Genomic DNA, 16,659 nt, shown 5'->3' with positions numbered 1-16,659 from the left:
ATCGCAGAGGCCATTGCCGCGAAATGTCCGCTGGATGCAAAAGATACTTGCTGAATGCACCGGGTATCGAACGACGGTTCTGTGACAGCCCGCGGCGGCCGCAAGCGCATGCATTCGAAAGGTGCGCGAAAGCGGACCGCCAGTTTTCCGCGCGAAAATTTACGAACGGCTGAACGCGAATCGACCGATATCTTTCCGGATTAACCGCATCGACGCGAAGAATCCGCATGCGATGGCCAATCGGCGATCGCCGCGGCCGATTGTCGCCCGCCGCGGCGGTTGCGGGCCTGATGCACGTCAACGCATCGACGCGCGCGAATCGCCGCCAGACCCGCGTGCAAGGCCCGTCCGCCCTTGACAGCGGCGTGAGGCGAACCACACTGGATCAGACAGGGTCCGCCTGCGCGAACGCCGTTTCGCGCATCCGGTTTGCAATCGGCCGATGCCCGGAATGCGCGGTAACACTCCCGTATGTCAGGACATTGGTCGAAGAAAAAGCAACAAATTACAATTCCGTATATATTTCGCCGATGGACCAAAGAAAAACCGCTACACGCTCCGAACCGCCCCTGCCGCGCACCTGGGATGCTCGGCTCGCGCGCTCGCTCGTCCGACCGCTGATCGACACGCCCGTTACCCCGAATCACCTCACCACCCTTCGTCTGCTGATCGGCCTCGCCGGCGCCTGGTGCCTTGCGCACGGCGGCTTCGGCTGGAGCAACGCGGGCGCATTCCTGATCGTGCTGTCGAACTTCGTCGATCACACCGACGGCGAACTCGCGCGCATCAGCGGCAAGTCCAGCAAGATCGGTCACTTTTACGACCTCGCGGCCGACGCGCTCGTGACGGTCGCGCTGTTCGTCAGCATGGGCGTCGGCATCGTCGCCCAGGGCGGGCAGATGGCCGCATCGCCGGTGCTGCTCGGCGCGGTGGCCGGCGCGGCCGTCGCGCTGATCTTCTTCCTGCGCATGCGGATCGAATCGATCGCCGGCAAGGCCGGCACCAAGCAGGCGTTCGCCGGCGGCTTCGAGACGGAAGACGTGCTCTACCTGCTGCCGATCGTGACGCTCGTCGACGGCGTCCAGCCGTTCCTGCTCGCGGCGTCGATCGGCGCCCCGCTGTTCGCCGCGTGGGTCGTGATCGACTGGTGGCGCATCGTTCGGCGAAGCGGCGCCCCTCAGAATTCAACCGAAATCCAGGCTTCCAAATGACTCCTAGCACGCGCGACGACTCCGTGCTGAGCCCGGCACGCCCCGCGCCTGCGCGCGCGGCAGCGGCCGATCCCGATCGCACCGTGGCCGACTGCGTCGGCCGTCTCGACCTCGACCGCCTGCGCGGCGACTACACGCGCCAGGGGTCGTTCCTGTACCTCGACGCCTTTCTGCCGGCCGACGCGCACGCGAAGCTCGCGGCCGCCGCGCGCGCGATGCAGGCCGGCCTGAACCGCAATTACCTGCCCGGCCACAAGCAGGGCGGCAGCGTGAGCCGGCACACGATCGACGAACAGGCGCCGTACATCGCCGAGCTGTACCGGTCGAAGGCGCTGATCGGCTTCCTCGAGAAGATCACCGGCGACAAGCTGATGCTGTCGCCGGACGACGATCCGCACGCGTACGCGCTGTACTACTACACGAAGCCGGGCGACCACATCGGCTGGCATTACGACACGTCGTACTACGACGGCCGCCGCTACACGCTGCTGATCGGCGTGATCGACGATTCGTCGTGCCGGCTCGACTACGAGCTGCATACGCGCAATCCGGACGTGCCCGACGCGCCGGGCTCCGTGCAGATCGCCGACGGCGGCATCGTGCTGTTCGACGGCGACAAGCTGCGCCATCGCGTCACGCCGCTCGGCCAGAACGAGACGCGCGTGTCGCTCACTTTTGAATACGTGACCAACCCCGGCATGCGACCGTGGAAGCGCTTCATCTCGAACATGAAGGACGCGGTCGCGTATTTCGGTTTCCGCCAGGTGTTCAAGCAGCTGGCCACGCGACGGTCGACCGGGTCATGACACGCGCCGGCCTGATCCTGCTGTCCCTCGGAACGGCACTGTTCGTCGCCCTGCTCGCGTGGCAGGGCGTCGGCGCGGTCGCGTCGACGTTTCTCGCGGCCGGCTGGGGCCTCGCGCTCGTCGCCGCATTCCACGTCGTACCGCTCGTGATCGACGCGCTGGCGATCTCGGCGATGTTCCGCCGCGGCCAGCCTGGTGCCGAGCTCGGCAACGCGCTGCGCGCGCGCTGGGTCGGCGAATCGGTGAACAGCCTGCTGCCCGCCGGGCAGATCGGCGGCCCGGTGCTGATGGTGCGCCACCTCGCGCAGCGCGGCACGCGGATGGCCGATGCCGCCGCCGCGGTCACCGTCAGCACGACGATGCAGGCGCTCGCGCAGATGGCGTTCGCGCTGATCGGCATCGCCACGTTCAGCCTGTATGCGACGCACGAGTCCGTCGCTCACCTGCGCACGCCGGCGCTGATCGCCACCGGCGTGCTCGGCGCCCTCGCCGTCGCGTTCTACGTGGCGCAGCGGCGCGGGCTGTTCGGCCGCGGGCTGCGTCTCGCGTCGAAGCTGCTCGGCCCGCGCGACTGGTCGTCGCTGGCGACGCGCGCGGACGCGATCGACGACGCCGTCGGCGCGCTGTACCGCGATCGCGCGAAGGTCGCGAAGACTTTCGCGTTGAGCCTCGCCGGCTGGATCGTCGGCACCGCCGAAGTGTGGCTCGCGCTGCACTTCCTCGGGCACCCGGTCAGCTGGCTCGACGCGCTGCTGCTCGAGAGCGTCGGCCAGGCGATTCGCGGTGCGGCATTCGCGATCCCGGGTTCGCTCGGCGCACAGGAAGGCGGTTACCTGCTGCTCGCCCCGCTGGTCGGCCTGCCGCCCGACGCGGCGCTCGCGCTGTCGCTCGCGAAGCGCGCGCGCGAACTCGCGCTCGGCCTGCCCGGCCTGCTCTATCTGCATTTCAGTGAAAGAAACTGGCAGCGGCGCCGCGCGCCGCAGCCCATCGCCGACTGATCGTTCAGATCCGCCGGCTTTTTGGTTGGAGAACCCATGCGAGCCATCATTCTTGCGGCAGGCCTCGGCTTGCGCCTGCAACAACCGCCCGAGGCGCAATTCCCGAAGTGCCTGCTGCGCTTCGACGACGTGTCGCTGCTCGAGCGCCATCTGCGCGTGCTCGACGCCGCCGGCGTCGATGAAATCGTGCTCGGGCTCGGCTTCCAGGCCGGGAAGGTCGAGCAGGAACTCGAGCGCCTCGGCCGCAGCGCCGCGATCGTGGTGAACGAGCGCTACGACCTCGGCAGCGTGCTGACCGTGCACACCGTCGCCGATGCGATGACGCGCGGCGGCGACGTGCTGCTGATGGACGCGGACGTGCTGTACGACGAGAACATCCTGCACGCGCTGGTCGCCGATCCGGACAAGTCGGTGGACCGCCTGCTGATCGATCGCGACTTCGAGGCCGGCGACGAGCCCGTCAAGCTGTGCCTGAAGAACGGCGTGCCGGTCGAGCTGCGCAAGCAGCTCGCGGTCGACCTCGAATACGACACGATCGGCGAGTCGGTCGGCTTCTTCCGCTTCACCGAAGGCACCGCGCGCCGCCTCGCGACGATCGTCGCGGGCTACGTCGACAGCGGCCGCGCGAACATGCCGCACGAGGAAGCCGTGCGCGACCTGCTGCTCGAAGGCGGCCATTCGTTCGACGTCGCCGACGTCACGGGCTCGCCGTGGATCGAGATCGACTTCCCGAACGACGTCGCACGCGCCACGCAAGAAATTCTTCCCCTGATTCAACGCACGACTGCAGGAGCCGCACGATGAACGCACGCGAACCCAACTTCTCCGAATCGCGCAGCGCACGCCTGCGCCGCATGCTCGTCAGCAGCGACCTCGAATTCCTGATGGAAGCGCACAACGGCCTGTCGGCACGGATCGTCCGCGAAGCCGGCTTCAAGGGCATCTGGGCATCGGGCCTCGCGATCTCCGCGCAGTTCGGCGTGCGCGACAACAACGAGGCGAGCTGGACCCAGGTCGTCGACGTGCTCGAGTTCATGGCCGACGCGAGCGACCTGCCGATCCTGCTCGACGGCGACACCGGCTACGGCAACTTCAACAACGTGCGCCGCCTCGTGAAGAAGCTCGAGCAGCGCGGCATCGCCGGCGTGTGCATCGAGGACAAGCAGTTCCCGAAGACGAACAGCTTCATCGACGGCGAGCGCCAGCCGCTCGCCGAGATCGACGAGTTCTGCGGCAAGATCAAGGCCGGCAAGGATTCGCAGAGCGATCCCGACTTCTCGATCGTCGCGCGCGTCGAGGCGCTGATCGCGGGCTGGGGGATGGACGAGGCGCTGCGCCGCGCGAACGCGTATGCGGAAGCCGGCGCCGACGCGATCCTGATTCACAGCAAGCTGTCGCGCCCGGACGAGATCCTGCAGTTCGCGCGCGAATGGAGCGGCCGCGCGCCGCTCGTGATCGTGCCGACCAAGTACTACAGCACGCCGACCGACGTGTTCCGCCAGGCCGGCATCAGCACCGTGATCTGGGCGAACCACCTGATCCGTGCGTCGGCATCGGCGATGCAGTCCGTCGCACGCGAAATCCACGAAAACCAGACGCTGATCAACGTCGAGGACCGCGTCGCGTCGGTCAACGAAATCTTCCGCCTGCAGGACGCCGACGAATACTCGGCGGCCGAGCGCATCTACCTGTCGTCGTCGTCGCGCGCGTCGAACGCGGCGATCGTGCTCGCCGCGAGCCGCGGCAAGGGGCTGGAGGCCGTCACCGAAGACAAGCCCAAGGTCATGCTGCCGGTCGCCGGCAAGCCGCTCTTGCGCTGGCTCGTCGACGGCTTCAAGAAGCATGGCGTGAACGACATCACCGTGGTCGGCGGCTATCGCGCCGACGCGATCGACACGTCGGGCATCAAGCTCGTCGTCAACGAGCGCCATGCACAGACGGGCGAACTCACGTCGCTCGCATGTGCGGCCGAACGCCTGACCGGCGACACCGTGATCTCGTACGGCGACCTGCTGTTCCGCAGCTACATCCTGCGCGACCTGGCGGAGAGCGAGGCCGAATTCAGCGTCGTCGTCGATTCGTCGCTCACGGAGACCAACCAAAGCGTGCGCGACTTCGCGCTCTGCTCGGCCGCGGACGATCGCGGCCTGTTCGGCCAGAAGACGTATCTGCAACGTGTATCGAGCGACGTCGCCGCCGCCGGCACGCCGCACGGCCGCTGGATCGGTCTGCTGAACGTGCGCGGCGCAGGCGTCGATCGCCTGAAGGCGATGCTCGCGACGCTGCAGGCGCGCCCCGATTTCGACACGCTCGACATCCCGTCCCTGCTCAACGAACTGATCGCCGCCGGCGAGAAGATCGAGGTGCAGTACGTGCACGGCCACTGGCGCGGCGTCAACGATCTCGAAGACTTCCGCCGCGCGGGCGACTTCGCGCACGGCCAGACGCCGCTGTCGGAGCCGGGCGCCGGCAACGGGGGCGCGCAATGATCGAAGCGGCCCAGTTCGTCGAGGCCGCGCGCGAACGCGGCTTCGACTGGTACGCGGGCGTACCCTGCTCGTACCTGACGCCGTTCATCAACTACGTGCTGCAGGACCCGACGCTGCATTACCTGTCGGCCGCGAACGAAGGCGACGCGGTCGCGCTGATCGCCGGCGCCACGCTCGGCGGCAAGCGCGGGATCGCGATGATGCAGAACTCGGGGCTCGGCAACGCGGTGAGCCCGCTCACGTCGCTGACCTGGACGTTCCGGCTGCCGCAGCTGCTGATCGTCACGTGGCGCGGCCAGCCGGGCGTGGCCGACGAGCCGCAGCATGCGCTGATGGGGCCGATCACGCCCGCGATGCTCGACACGATGGAGATCCCGTGGGAGACGTTCCCGACCGACCCCGAACAGGTCGGCCCGGCACTCGACCGCGCGATCGCGCACATGGACGCAACGGGCCGCCCGTACGCGCTCGTGATGCAGAAAGGCAGCGTCGCGCCGTATGAACTGAAGGCGAACCCGGCGGCGGCGCCGCGCGCGCACGTCGCCGCGCGGTCGGCAGCACGCGCCGAAGCGCCCGCCGCGTGGCCGACCCGCCACGACGCGCTGCAGCGCGTGATCGCGCACACGCCGGTCGATTCGACCGTCGTGCTCGCGTCGACCGGCTTCTGCGGCCGCGAACTCTATGCCATCGACGACCGCCCGAACCAGCTGTACATGGTCGGCTCGATGGGCTGCGTGACGCCGCTCGCGCTGGGTCTCGCGCTCGCGCGCCCCGACCTGCGCGTGGTGGCCGTCGACGGCGACGGCGCCGCGCTGATGCGGATGGGCGTGTTCGCGACACTCGGCACCTACGGTCCGTCCAACCTCACGCACGTGCTGCTCGACAACGGCGCGCACGAATCGACCGGCGGTCAGGCGACCGTGTCGCGGCACGTGTCGTTCGCGGGCGTCGCGGCCGCATGCGGCTACGCATCGGCCGTCGAAGGCGATACGCTCGACGTGCTCGATGCGACGCTCGCGACGCAAGCCGACGGTGCGCAGTTCGTGCGCGTGGCGATCCGCACGGGCGTGCCCGACGGCCTGCCCCGCCCGACCGTCACGCCGGTCGAGGTCAAGACCCGCCTGATGCGGCATATCGGCGCCGCACAGGCTGAAGCCCATGCCGAAGGAGCTCATTGATGCTGCTGCTGAATCCCGGCCCGGTAACGCTGACCGAACGCGTGCGCCGCAGCCTGCTGCAACCCGACCTGTGCCATCGCGAAAGCGAATTCTTCGATCTGCAGGATGAAGCGCGTGCGCGCCTCGTCGCTGCGTACGAACTCGATCCGGCCGAATGGGCCGCCGTGCTGATGACGGGCTCGGGCACCGCCGCCGTCGAAAGCATGATCGCGGCGCTCGTGCCGCAGGACGGCAAGCTGCTCGTGATCGAGAACGGCGTGTACGGCGAGCGCATCACGCAGATCGCGACGCAGTACGGCATCGCGCACGACGTGCTGAAGCACGAATGGATGCAGGCGCCCGATCTCGCGAAGATTGCCGAGCGTCTCGACGCGGGCGGTTATTCGCACGTCGCGGTGATTCATCACGAAACGACGACCGGCCGGCTGAACGACCTCGGCGCGATCGCCGACGTGTGCCGCGCGCGCGGCGTGAAAATGCTCGTCGACGGCGTCAGCAGCTTCGGCGCCGAAGCGATCGACTTCGCCGGCGGCGTGATCGACGCGGTCGCCGCGACCGCGAACAAGTGCCTGCACGGCGTGCCGGGCGCGGCGTTCGTGATCGTGCGCCGCGGCGCGCTTGCGAAGGCCGCGAGCCGCACGTATTACCTCGATCTCGGCCGTCTCGCGAAGCTTCAGGACCAGCGCAATACGCCGTTCACGCCGTCCGTGCACGCGTATTACGCGCTCGTCGAGGCGCTGCGCGAGTTCGACGAAGCCGGTGGCTGGCGTGCGCGCCATGCGCACTACAAGGCGCTCGCGGATCAGGCGCAGGCCGGCCTCGCCGCGCGCGGGATGCCGCTCGTGCTGGCCGAAGGCGCATCGTCGGTCGTGCTGCGCGCGTACCGGCTGCCGCAGGGCGTCACGTACGAGACGCTGCACGACGGCCTGAAGGCGCGCGGCTTCGTGATCTACGCGGGGCAAGGCGGGTTGTCGAAGGAACTGTTCCGCATCTCGACGATGGGCGCGATCGAAGCGGCTGATGTCGATCGACTGCTGGAGGAGTTCACGGCGCTGACGCGTTAAGCGTCGGCCTCGCTCTCCAACCCAAGGCCCGCGAGGGCCTTTTTTGTTCCTCGCAGATTTTCACGCGTATCGCTTATCGACGCCCGCGCGCAGCGAAACAAACGACGGATGCCATCGAATGCTACGCCGCCGTCAACCTGGCGGTCTCCTGCGACGTTTCGCGTGCCAGCAGCCATGCCATCAGCTCTACGACAGGCATGGCCTTCGCGAAGTACCAGCCTTGTCCGTACTGCACGCCCTTGCCTCGAAGATATTCGACCTGTGTGTCCGATTCGACACCCTCGGCAACGACTTCCAGACCCAGCTCGTGAGCCATCGAGATGATGTGCGGTGCGACGATGCTCGATGCAGTGTCCCTTGCGACCGTGTCGATGAACGACTTGTCGATCTTGAGAATATCGACCTGGAAAGTCTGCAGGTAGGAAAGACTCGAATAGCCCGTGCCGAAATCGTCGATATAGACGGGGTGTCCGGCCGCCCTGAATGCCGCGATGACGTCGCGGGTTTCGTCCGCATTCATGAAGCTGCGCTCGGTGGCTTCGATCCGTATCTGGGACGGGTCAATGCCGGTGCCGTCGAGCACGCGCGCGAGAACCTTGAGGAACCGATCGCTTCGCAAGTCGTCGCTGCTCACGTTGATCGACACATAAAATGCCCGGTGCGTGCGCAGCAGAGGCGCCATGTCGGCAATGATCTTGTCGAGCACGAGATCGGTCAACGGCTGGATCAGATGATTTTCCTCGGCAACCGCCACGAAGATCTCCGGCGACACGGGTCGCCCGTTCAATTCCCATCTGACGAGCGCCTCGACCCCGGCGCAACGGCCGTCTACAAGATTGACGATCGGCTGGTAGACGACTTGCATCTTCTTGCGACTGATCGCCCACTCCAGGGTTGCCGGAAAGGAGAGCTGGCGCGACACGCGTTTGAACGCCAGCCATCCGCTCGCAGCGCCCAGCGCAACGCCGATGGAAAGCCACGTCGCAAGCAGTTTCGGCCAGTCGCCGACAAGACTGCTCTTCGGCGATTTGACGACCATCGCGAGCGGGCCGGTCGCGGACTTCGCGACCGCGTAATACCATCGGTCGTTCTCGAGCTTGCCGCCGAGCTTCCATGCGTTGAGCATTTCATCCTTGTCGGCGCCATAGGAGAGCGCGAACAGCGTGCCGGTGTCGGTATTGACCGCCGCGATCGGGCGCCTCGCCGGATCGATCAGATCGACGTATGACTTTGGATCGATCAAGACGTAATGGCCGTTGCGAGCCAACTGGATGTCCTCGCGCACGTCGCTCAGCGGGCTCTTGCGCCTGAACCAGACCGAATATCCGTCCGCACTGCGCCAATCGGCCGGCGGCAGCGTCAAATGCAGCGCGCGCACATCGCCCATCAAGGGCGAGCAGAGATATTGTCCGTCGGCGTAGGTGCCCGCATCCTGCACATAGCCGTAATTGAAAATCACGCGCGCCGCGTGCGACAGGTTGGCGGCGGAACAGGATGCCCCCGGAACACGCTCGAGGTCCGCAAGGGCAGTAACGGCCTGATACGTGACCAACTCCGCGCGCAAGAGCGCCTTGGCTGCGAAGTCGCGCAGATCGTTCTGATCCCGTCGCTCGACGTCCTCATCGGCAACGTAAATGCTCGTCAGCACGGGGGCGATGGTCGCAACGCAGCCCAATACGATCGAGGCAGATACAAGCGTAAGCCGTTTGATCATCCATCAGCTCCGATGATCGATTGTCACCACGGTCGCAAAGCCGGTCAGGCAGAGGCTACATCGTCAGAGCATTACCGCATATCAACCGAACAATAGAATCTTGTCCGATTTTATTCAAATGGATAAATGAGTCGCCAGAGTTCAGGCGACGCCGGAGCCCGGCAGATGCTTGCAAGCGGATGCCGGAACAGGTCGAATGACCGCGGCGGACGTGAGGTCGAATGGCGGTTCGTAGCCGAACAGCGACGGTCTGCCTCGCGTTTCCGGGAGGTTCGCAACGTCACCATTTCGCGTCGCGACGGCAAGTCGGACGGAATCGACCCTGCGCGTCCTGTATTTTCCCGAGGCGCTGAAGCGTTTCAGCCTGGTAGACAGGCGGGGCCCGTCACGCGTGCCCTACTCCACCACCTTCGGCCCGATCGCATCGGTCGGCACCGGCATCCGCAGCGCATCGTCGCGCATGCGTCGCGCCTCGCGCGCGGCGTAGCGATCCTTCAACCGCAGGAACGGCTTCTCGACGAGGAAATAGCTCGCCGTCGCGGCCAGCAGCGCCCACACGATCCCGAGCGGGAACGCGTGCGGAACCGCCAGCTCCGGATTCGCGAACGGCTGCTGCCACAGATACAGGCTGAACGAGATCGTGCCGACGAACACGACCGGCGCGGCGCGCAGCCACCGCGCGCACCAGAACTCGCTGCGGAAATTCAGCACGACGATCACGATCGCGATCAACGCGGCCTCGAGCGTCACGCCGTAGGTTGCGTTCCAGAAGCCACCGAGCCGATGCTCGGCAACGGGCATCCCGAACAGCACGATGATGACGAGCGCCGTCACGATGCGCGTCTCGCCGCGCCACGAGCGGATCCATGCTTCGAGCCGTTCGCGGTTGAGCGCCGCGTAGCAGCCGATCAGGATCGGATCGACGCCCGTATGCAGCATCATCCCGAGTTGCCCGCGCAGCGCCGGCGCGACGAAATACGTGAGCGCGCGCACCAGCGGCACGGCCAGGATCAGCGCGGCCAGCCAGCGCGTGCCGCGACGGCGTGCGCCGTACGCGAACAGCAGCGGCCAGAACCAGTAGAACTGCTCCTCGAGCGCGAGCGACCAGAAATGGCCGAGATACCACGCGCCGGCCGGATGCAGCGTGTTGTCGCCGGTCAGCCCGAACCACGCCGAGTAATTCCACAGATGCAGCGCCGCATACAGCCACTGCCGGCGATCGACGTCGAGCCAGCCGGCGATGGCGAGCACGCCGACGGTCGCGAGATACACGTAGCAGGCCGGCCAGATCCGCAACGCGCGGCGCACGTAGAACGACGTCAGCGCGATCCCGCCGGTGCGCGCGAATTCCGCGCGCAGCACGTTGGTGATCAGGAAGCCGCTGAGGACGAAGAAGATCAGCACGCCGAGCCGGCCGTCGGCGATCAGCCGCAGCGGCGCGAACCAGCCCGTGTAGCCGCCCGGCAGCACGTGCTCCGCATGGCCGACGACGACCATCGTGACCGCGACGGCGCGCAACCCGGTCAGCTGCTTGACGCGATGGTTCATCGGCTCGTTTCCCGTTGGCACGGTGGAGGAACGGTATGAAGGCCGGCGCCCGCGACCGGCTCGCCGATATGTCGCCGGGATTTTGTCTGAAAAATATCGGAACGAAATTGCTTCAAAAAATTTCGGTGCGCCTGTCGGCCGAAATGACCGCGCCGCACGCCCGGTGCCGACAGCCGCACGGCGGGCGGAATGAATGGGCATAATGACAAGCCTTGTCCGGCGGCGGCCGGTCCGATGCAGACACAACGAATTTTGCGGCGCCGCAATATCCGCGATATCGGCGCCGCGGCATTCCGATCGCACACCGGCCCGTGCCTCGTCCGCCCTCCTGCCGACCCTCACCCGGAGCCTGCCTGTGTACCCACCGATCGAACCCTACGCCCATGGCCACCTCGACACCGGCGACGGCCACCGCATCTACTGGGAGCGCTGCGGCAACCCGTCCGGCAAGCCGGCGGTGTTCCTGCACGGCGGTCCGGGTGCGGGCTGCAGCCCCGACCATCGCCGCCTGTTCGATCCCGAGCGCTACGACATCCTGCTGTTCGACCAGCGCGGCTGCGGGCGTTCGACGCCCCACGCGAGCCTCGACAACAACACGACCCGGGACCTGGTGGCCGACATCGAGCGGCTGCGCGAGATGGTGGGCGCGGAACAATGGCTCGTGTTCGGCGGCTCGTGGGGCAGCGCGCTTGGCCTCGCGTACGCGGAAACGCACCCGCGGCGCGTGAGCGCGCTCGTCGTGCGCGGCATCTTCACGATGCGCCGCGCGGAGTTGCTGTGGTACTACCAGGAAGGCGCGTCGTGGCTGTTCCCGGACCTGTGGGAGGAATTCCTCGCACCGATCCCGGAAGCCGAGCGCGGCGACCTGATGGCCGCATACCATCGCCGACTGACGGGCGACGACGAAGCCGCGAAGCTCGAAGCCGCGCGCGCATGGAGCATCTGGGAAGGCCGCACGATCACGCTGCTGCCCGATCCGGCGCTGGCCGCGCACTTCGCGGACGGCCACTACGCGCTCGCGTTCGCGCGCATCGAAAACCACTACTTCGTGAACCGCGGTTTCGTCGACGAAGGCCAGTTGCTGCGCGACGCGCATCGCCTCGCCGGCATTCCGGGCGTGATCGTGCAAGGCCGCTACGACATCGCGACGCCCGCGCGCACCGCGTGGGACCTCGCGAAGGCATGGCCCGACGCGACGTTCGAGATCGTGCCGGACGCCGGGCATGCGTACAACGAACCGGGGATCCTGAAGGCACTGCTCGCCGCGACGGACCGGTTCGCCGCGTAAGCCGCAACGCCAGGCGGCGCGTTGCAGCCGGCCATGCCGGCCTGCACGCGCCGCCCGCTCAAAGCGCGGCTTCGACGATCGTCCGGCCGCTGATCGCGCGCTCGACGAGCTGTTCGTCGCCGACCTTGCGGATCGCATCGTCGAGCAATCCTTCGGGCTGCTCGGTCGCGACCTTCAGCAGGCCCGACAGGCCGCGCGCATCGAGCACCACGAGCGTCTCCATCGAATCCGCGCGGCTCACGAGCACGCGACGGAATGCGGGGCCCGCGCCGAAGCTCGCGCAGAGCGCGATCGTCTCGTTACCGAGCGGGTAGTCGAAGTTCTTGATCATGTCTGCCGCCGTTGCAATGAAATGGCCACGCGCGACGGCGCGGCGCCGTGACGTCGACGCACCCGTGCGTGCCGCCGGCGCCGGACCCGGGTCCGGTCCGTTCGTCGGCATCACCATGCTAGGCGGGCAGAATTAACGAAGACTTAAACGGCCGACGCGTGCGGCGCCGGCGCGATCATGCCGCGTGACTTACGGCGTATCGAGCGGCTCGACCGTCACGCCGACCTTCAGCTCCTGATCCGCGCCGCCGCCGCGGATCACGCCGCGCAGCGGCGTCACGTCCGCGTAGTCGCGGCCGATCGACAGCATCACGTAGTCGTCGCCCGGTGCGCGGTCGTTGGTCGGATCGAGCTGCAGCCAGCCGCCGTCTTCGGGCCATGCCGGGTCGTAGACGTCGACCCATGCATGCGACGCGTCCGCGCCGATCAGCCGCGGCTGTCCGGGCGGCGGCTGCGTCAGCAGATAGCCGCTCACGTAGCGCGCGGCGAGCCCGAGCGAGCGCAGCGCGCCGATCATCACGTGCGCGAAATCCTGGCAGACGCCCTTGCGCAATCGCAACGCATCGAGCGCCGTCGTCGTGATGTCGGTGCTGTTCGGCGTGTACGCGAAGTCGGCGTGAATCCGCCGCATCAGGTCCCACGCGGCCTGCACGAGCGGCCGCCGCGGCGTGAAGCTGGCGGCCGCATACGCGGCCAGTTCGGGATCGCACGCCACGTGCGGCGACGCGAACACGAACTCGCTCGCCGCGTCGTACGGCTGCCCGGCACGAAACCGCAAGCGGTCGCGCACGGCTTCCCATGCCGTTGCATGTTCGGCGTCGGGATGCGCGATCGCGGGCGGCGGCGCGCCGCGTGCGCCCTGCGACCACACGGGCGGGCTCACGCGCACCGTGCTGCGGCTGCGCACGAGCAGCGCGTCGTGAGGCTGGTTCAGCGCGAACGATGCGCGCGCGTTGCCGAATGCGTCGATCTCGGTGCAGACCGCTTCCGGCGCGGGCTCGATGTCGAGCGCGAACGACAGCACCTGCTGGCGCGGCGTCGCGAGCGGTTGGAGCCGCGCCTGGTGCTGGGCGGATTCGACGCGGGCGGCGTAGCGGTATTCGGTGTCGTGCGTGACGCGCAGCACGCGGCCGGCCGCGACGGCCGCCGGCGTTGCGGGTGCGGCGGGCGTGGCAGGCGTGGCAGCCTCCTTCGCGCTGCCGGAACCGGCCGCGGGCGGCGTCTTCGCCGCGTGTTTCGTCGTCACCATAGCGTCCTGCCCGCCTCGCGCACGTGGCTGAAATAGCGCTCGCCGATCCGGTTCGACAGCTCCCACACGGCCTTCACGGTCGTGTCGAGCGCATCGAGCAGCGTGTCGTGCCGGCCGTCGTCGCCGGTTTCGCACAGCTCGTGCAGCGACCACGCGGGCACGTCCGGAATCGTCTCGGCCAGCTCGGACAGCGCATAGCCCTCGCTGCGCTCGACCTTCGTCAGCCGGCCGCGCAACGCCTGCACGACCCAGCCGAGCGAGCGTGGGTTGTCGGTGTCGAGCACCACGAGCGACAGCAGCGGCGCGACGTCGAAGCCGCGCTGGAACCGCGAGCGGAACGTGATCGTGCTGTCGAACAGTTCCAGCACGAGTTCGAAGCCGTCCTGCCGATGCACCGCGCCATCGTCGAACGCGAACTTCAGCACGCTGCACAGGAAGTCCAGCCGGTCGATCTGCCGGCCGATCGACAGCAGCCGCCAGCCGTCGTCGCGCGTCATGTTGTCGGTCTGCGCGCCGGTGATCGCGCCGAGCAGCAGCCCCAGCCGCTCGAGCAGCTGCAGCGCCTCGTTGCCGATCTGCTCCTCGGCTTCCGGATGATCGGCGCTGTCGGCGAACAGTTGCGTCGCGTCGTCGATCAGCCGCCACTGATCGCTCGACAGCCGCTCGCGGATCGCGGCGGCGGCCGCGCGCATCCCGAACAGGCACGACGCGATGCCCGACGTACGGTCCGCGCCGCGCGTCAGCGACGTCGCGAGCGCGTGCTGGAACGCGCGCGGCGCATCGACGGCATTCGGTGCGTCGGGCGCGATCAGCCCGGTGTCGCGGCACAGCGTGTCGATCAATTCCAGATGCGCGGGACTGTCGACGTCGTCCTCGCCGCGCAGCCGCTCCAGCGCGGCGCGCGCGAGACGCATCAGGTTGGTCGCGCGCTCGGTGTAGCGGCCGAGCCAGAACAGGTTCTCGGCCGCGCGGCTCGCGATCGCGCGCGGGCGCTCGACCAGATCGTCGGGGCCGAGACGGGTTTGCAGCAGCGTCGTCGAATCGACGATGCCTTCGGTCATCACCCACGTATCGACGGTGCTGCCGCCGCGCGGCATCGGCGCGTTGAACAGCGTATCGCGCGTGCCGACCCGCGACAGCCCGCCCGGCAGGAGCCGCCAGCGTTGCGCGCCATCGGCCAGCGCGAACACGCGCAGCAGCAGCGGCTTCGGCACGATGCGCGCGCCGCCGGAGCCGTCGGGCGCGTCGGGTCCCGGCCAGGTCGGCGCCTGCGACAGCGGCAGGTCGGCCTGCACCGTGTAATGCTCGGGCCGGGCCAGGATTCGCGCACGCCATTCGGTCAGCTGCGCCGGCGTGAGCCGCGCGCCGATCACCGGGTCGAACGCGCCGCCGGCCTGCGCGTCGGGCGGATACGACGGCTTCACGATGCAGCGCGCGAGCTGCGCCAGCGCGTCGTCGCATGCCGCCGCCTCGCCGCACCACCACGAATGCACGGCGGGCAACGTCAGCGTTTCGCCGAGCAGCCCTTCCGCGAGGCGCGGCATGAAACCGAGCATGCCCGGAGATTCGAGGAAGCCGGAGCCCGGCGCATTCGCGAGCAGCACGTTGCCGGCGCGCACGGCCTGCAGCAGCCCCGGCACGCCGAGCAGCGAATCGGGCCGCAGTTCGAGCGGATCGAGCCAGGCGTCGTCGACGCGCCGCAGGATGCCGTGCACGGGTTCGAGCCCGCGCAGCGTCTTCAGGAATACACGATTGTCGCGCGCGGTCAGGTCGCCGCCCTCGACGAGCGTGAGGCCGAGGTAGCGCGCGAGATACGCGTGCTCGAAGTACGTCGCGCTGTGCGGCCCCGGCGTCAACAGCACGATCCGCGAGTTCCTGGCGGCCGGGCTGAGCGCCTGCATGCTCTGCAGCAGCGACCGGTACGCGGACGCGAGCCGCTGTACGCGCAGCCCGCGGAAGCCGCGCGGAAAGAGCCGCGACACGATCAGCCGGTTCTCGAGCAGATAGCCGAGCCCGGACGGGCCCTGCGTGTGCTGCGCGACGATCCGCCATTGCCCGTCGGGGCCGCGCGCGAGGTCGAACGCGACGACGTGCAGCCACGTATCGCCCGGCACGCGTGCGCCGCGCATCGCGCGCAGGTAGCCCGGATGCCCGGTCACGAGCGCGGGCGGCAGCAGCCCGCGCTGCAGGATCGTCTGCGGCCCGTACAGGTCGGCCATCGTCGCGTTGAGCAGCCGCACGCGTTGCAGCACGCCGCGCTCGATCGCGACCCAGTCCTCGGGCGTGACGATCAGCGGCAGCAGGTCGAGCGACCACGGGCCGGCCGCGCCGTCGCCCGCGCGTTGTTCGTGGAGCTGGTAGAACAGGCCGTTCTCGCGCATGCGGCGCTGCAGCGCGTCGGCGCGGCGGTCGAGGTCGGCCACGCCGTCGCTGCCGATCGACGTGAAGAAGCTGCGCCATGCAGGCGCGAGCAGCGGCGCGGTGAGGCCGGCGGCGCTGCCGCGCAGTTCGTCGTAGCGGCCGGCCGCGGCCGGCGCCGCGAGCGCGGCGGCCAGTTCCGCGGCATCCGGCTGCGCGCCGGTATCGAAGAGCGTGGGCATCGCGTCGGCGTCGGCGAGATCGTCGGAGTGAATGGGCGGCACGGTCGATATCGTTCCGTCGTCAGGGGGCGGACGCACCCGCGCGCCGCCGCACCGGCGGCCGGGCACGGCGGGCGGCCGCGTTCTGCCCGCATCCTAGCACTCCGGCCGGCGCGCCGGGAGGTCGCGAACCGCGCATCGTCGT

General features: G+C 68.4%; 14 protein-coding genes. 9 read left to right on the top strand and 5 right to left on the bottom strand.

Features of this window, described 5'->3' with window-relative positions:
• Nucleotides 1–530 precede the first annotated feature (530 nt).
• From WS46_RS06810 to WS46_RS06780, 7 genes are read left to right on the top strand one after another with little or no spacing between them, the layout of a single operon-like run.
• Complete coding sequence (locus tag WS46_RS06810; protein WP_059524997.1) at nt 531–1,211, top strand: CDP-alcohol phosphatidyltransferase family protein; 681 nt, start codon at nt 531–533, stop codon at nt 1,209–1,211.
• Nucleotides 1,208–2,017: a 2OG-Fe(II) oxygenase gene (locus WS46_RS06805; RefSeq protein WP_059689888.1), complete on the top strand. Its 810-nt coding sequence runs from the start codon at nt 1,208–1,210 to the stop codon at nt 2,015–2,017. Before WS46_RS06810 ends, WS46_RS06805 begins: the two co-directional genes overlap by 4 nt.
• The gene (locus WS46_RS06800) at nt 2,014–3,015 is read left to right on the top strand and encodes a TIGR00374 family protein (protein WP_059524993.1); all 1,002 of its coding nucleotides are present in this window, start codon (nt 2,014–2,016) and stop codon (nt 3,013–3,015) included. The genes WS46_RS06805 and WS46_RS06800 overlap by 4 nt, the downstream gene beginning before the upstream one ends.
• 36 nt (nt 3,016–3,051) lie before the next feature.
• Nucleotides 3,052–3,819 (top strand): NTP transferase domain-containing protein, encoded by a 768-nt coding sequence (locus WS46_RS06795; protein WP_059689887.1) that lies wholly within the window; start codon nt 3,052–3,054, stop codon nt 3,817–3,819.
• Nucleotides 3,816–5,504: a phosphoenolpyruvate mutase gene (gene aepX / locus WS46_RS06790; RefSeq protein WP_059524989.1), complete on the top strand. Its 1,689-nt coding sequence runs from the start codon at nt 3,816–3,818 to the stop codon at nt 5,502–5,504. The genes WS46_RS06795 and aepX overlap by 4 nt, the downstream gene beginning before the upstream one ends.
• Nucleotides 5,501–6,682 (top strand): phosphonopyruvate decarboxylase, encoded by a 1,182-nt coding sequence (aepY, locus tag WS46_RS06785; RefSeq protein WP_059689886.1) that lies wholly within the window; start codon nt 5,501–5,503, stop codon nt 6,680–6,682. Before aepX ends, aepY begins: the two co-directional genes overlap by 4 nt.
• Nucleotides 6,682–7,746, top strand: a complete 1,065-nt coding sequence (locus tag WS46_RS06780) for a 2-aminoethylphosphonate aminotransferase (RefSeq protein ID WP_059689885.1) — start codon at nt 6,682–6,684, stop codon at nt 7,744–7,746. Before aepY ends, WS46_RS06780 begins: the two co-directional genes overlap by 1 nt.
• A 121-nt stretch (nt 7,747–7,867) precedes the next feature.
• Here the strand turns inward: WS46_RS06780 and WS46_RS06775 are convergent, their stop codons facing one another.
• Together WS46_RS06775 and WS46_RS06770 are read right to left on the bottom strand one after the other, a co-directional pair.
• Nucleotides 7,868–9,460 (bottom strand): EAL domain-containing protein, encoded by a 1,593-nt coding sequence (locus tag WS46_RS06775; protein WP_059689884.1) that lies wholly within the window; start codon nt 9,458–9,460, stop codon nt 7,868–7,870.
• A 396-nt stretch (nt 9,461–9,856) separates the two neighbouring features.
• On the bottom strand, nt 9,857–11,008 hold the full coding sequence (locus WS46_RS06770) for an acyltransferase (protein ID WP_059689883.1): 1,152 nt from the start codon (nt 11,006–11,008) through the stop codon (nt 9,857–9,859).
• A 35-nt stretch (nt 11,009–11,043) separates the two neighbouring features.
• Between WS46_RS06770 and WS46_RS35105 the strand changes: the two genes are divergently transcribed.
• The gene (locus tag WS46_RS35105) at nt 11,044–11,211 is read left to right on the top strand and encodes a hypothetical protein (protein WP_156443087.1); all 168 of its coding nucleotides are present in this window, start codon (nt 11,044–11,046) and stop codon (nt 11,209–11,211) included.
• Between the two features lie 152 nt (nt 11,212–11,363).
• The gene (gene pip / locus WS46_RS06765) at nt 11,364–12,296 is read left to right on the top strand and encodes a prolyl aminopeptidase (RefSeq protein ID WP_059689882.1); all 933 of its coding nucleotides are present in this window, start codon (nt 11,364–11,366) and stop codon (nt 12,294–12,296) included.
• Between the two features lie 58 nt (nt 12,297–12,354).
• On the opposite strand, the gene WS46_RS06760 is transcribed toward pip, so the two are convergent.
• The 3 genes from WS46_RS06760 to WS46_RS06750 form a co-directional block, all read right to left on the bottom strand.
• Nucleotides 12,355–12,627, bottom strand: a complete 273-nt coding sequence (locus WS46_RS06760; RefSeq protein ID WP_059525674.1) for a hypothetical protein — start codon at nt 12,625–12,627, stop codon at nt 12,355–12,357.
• 189 nt (nt 12,628–12,816) lie between these two features.
• Nucleotides 12,817–13,875, bottom strand: coding sequence for a transglutaminase family protein (locus WS46_RS06755; protein WP_059689881.1), 1,059 nt, complete (start codon nt 13,873–13,875; stop codon nt 12,817–12,819).
• Nucleotides 13,869–16,475 (bottom strand): circularly permuted type 2 ATP-grasp protein, encoded by a 2,607-nt coding sequence (locus WS46_RS06750; protein ID WP_059690204.1) that lies wholly within the window; start codon nt 16,473–16,475, stop codon nt 13,869–13,871. The genes WS46_RS06755 and WS46_RS06750 overlap by 7 nt, the downstream gene beginning before the upstream one ends.
• Between the last annotated feature and the right edge of the window lie 184 nt (nt 16,476–16,659).

Origin of the sequence: Burkholderia sp. RF4-BP95, assembly GCF_001521985.1 — a bacterium.
Taxonomy (GTDB): domain Bacteria; phylum Pseudomonadota; class Gammaproteobacteria; order Burkholderiales; family Burkholderiaceae; genus Burkholderia; species Burkholderia diffusa.
Note: the sequence above shows the minus strand (reverse complement) of the source record. Positions and strands in the feature narration are given on the sequence as shown.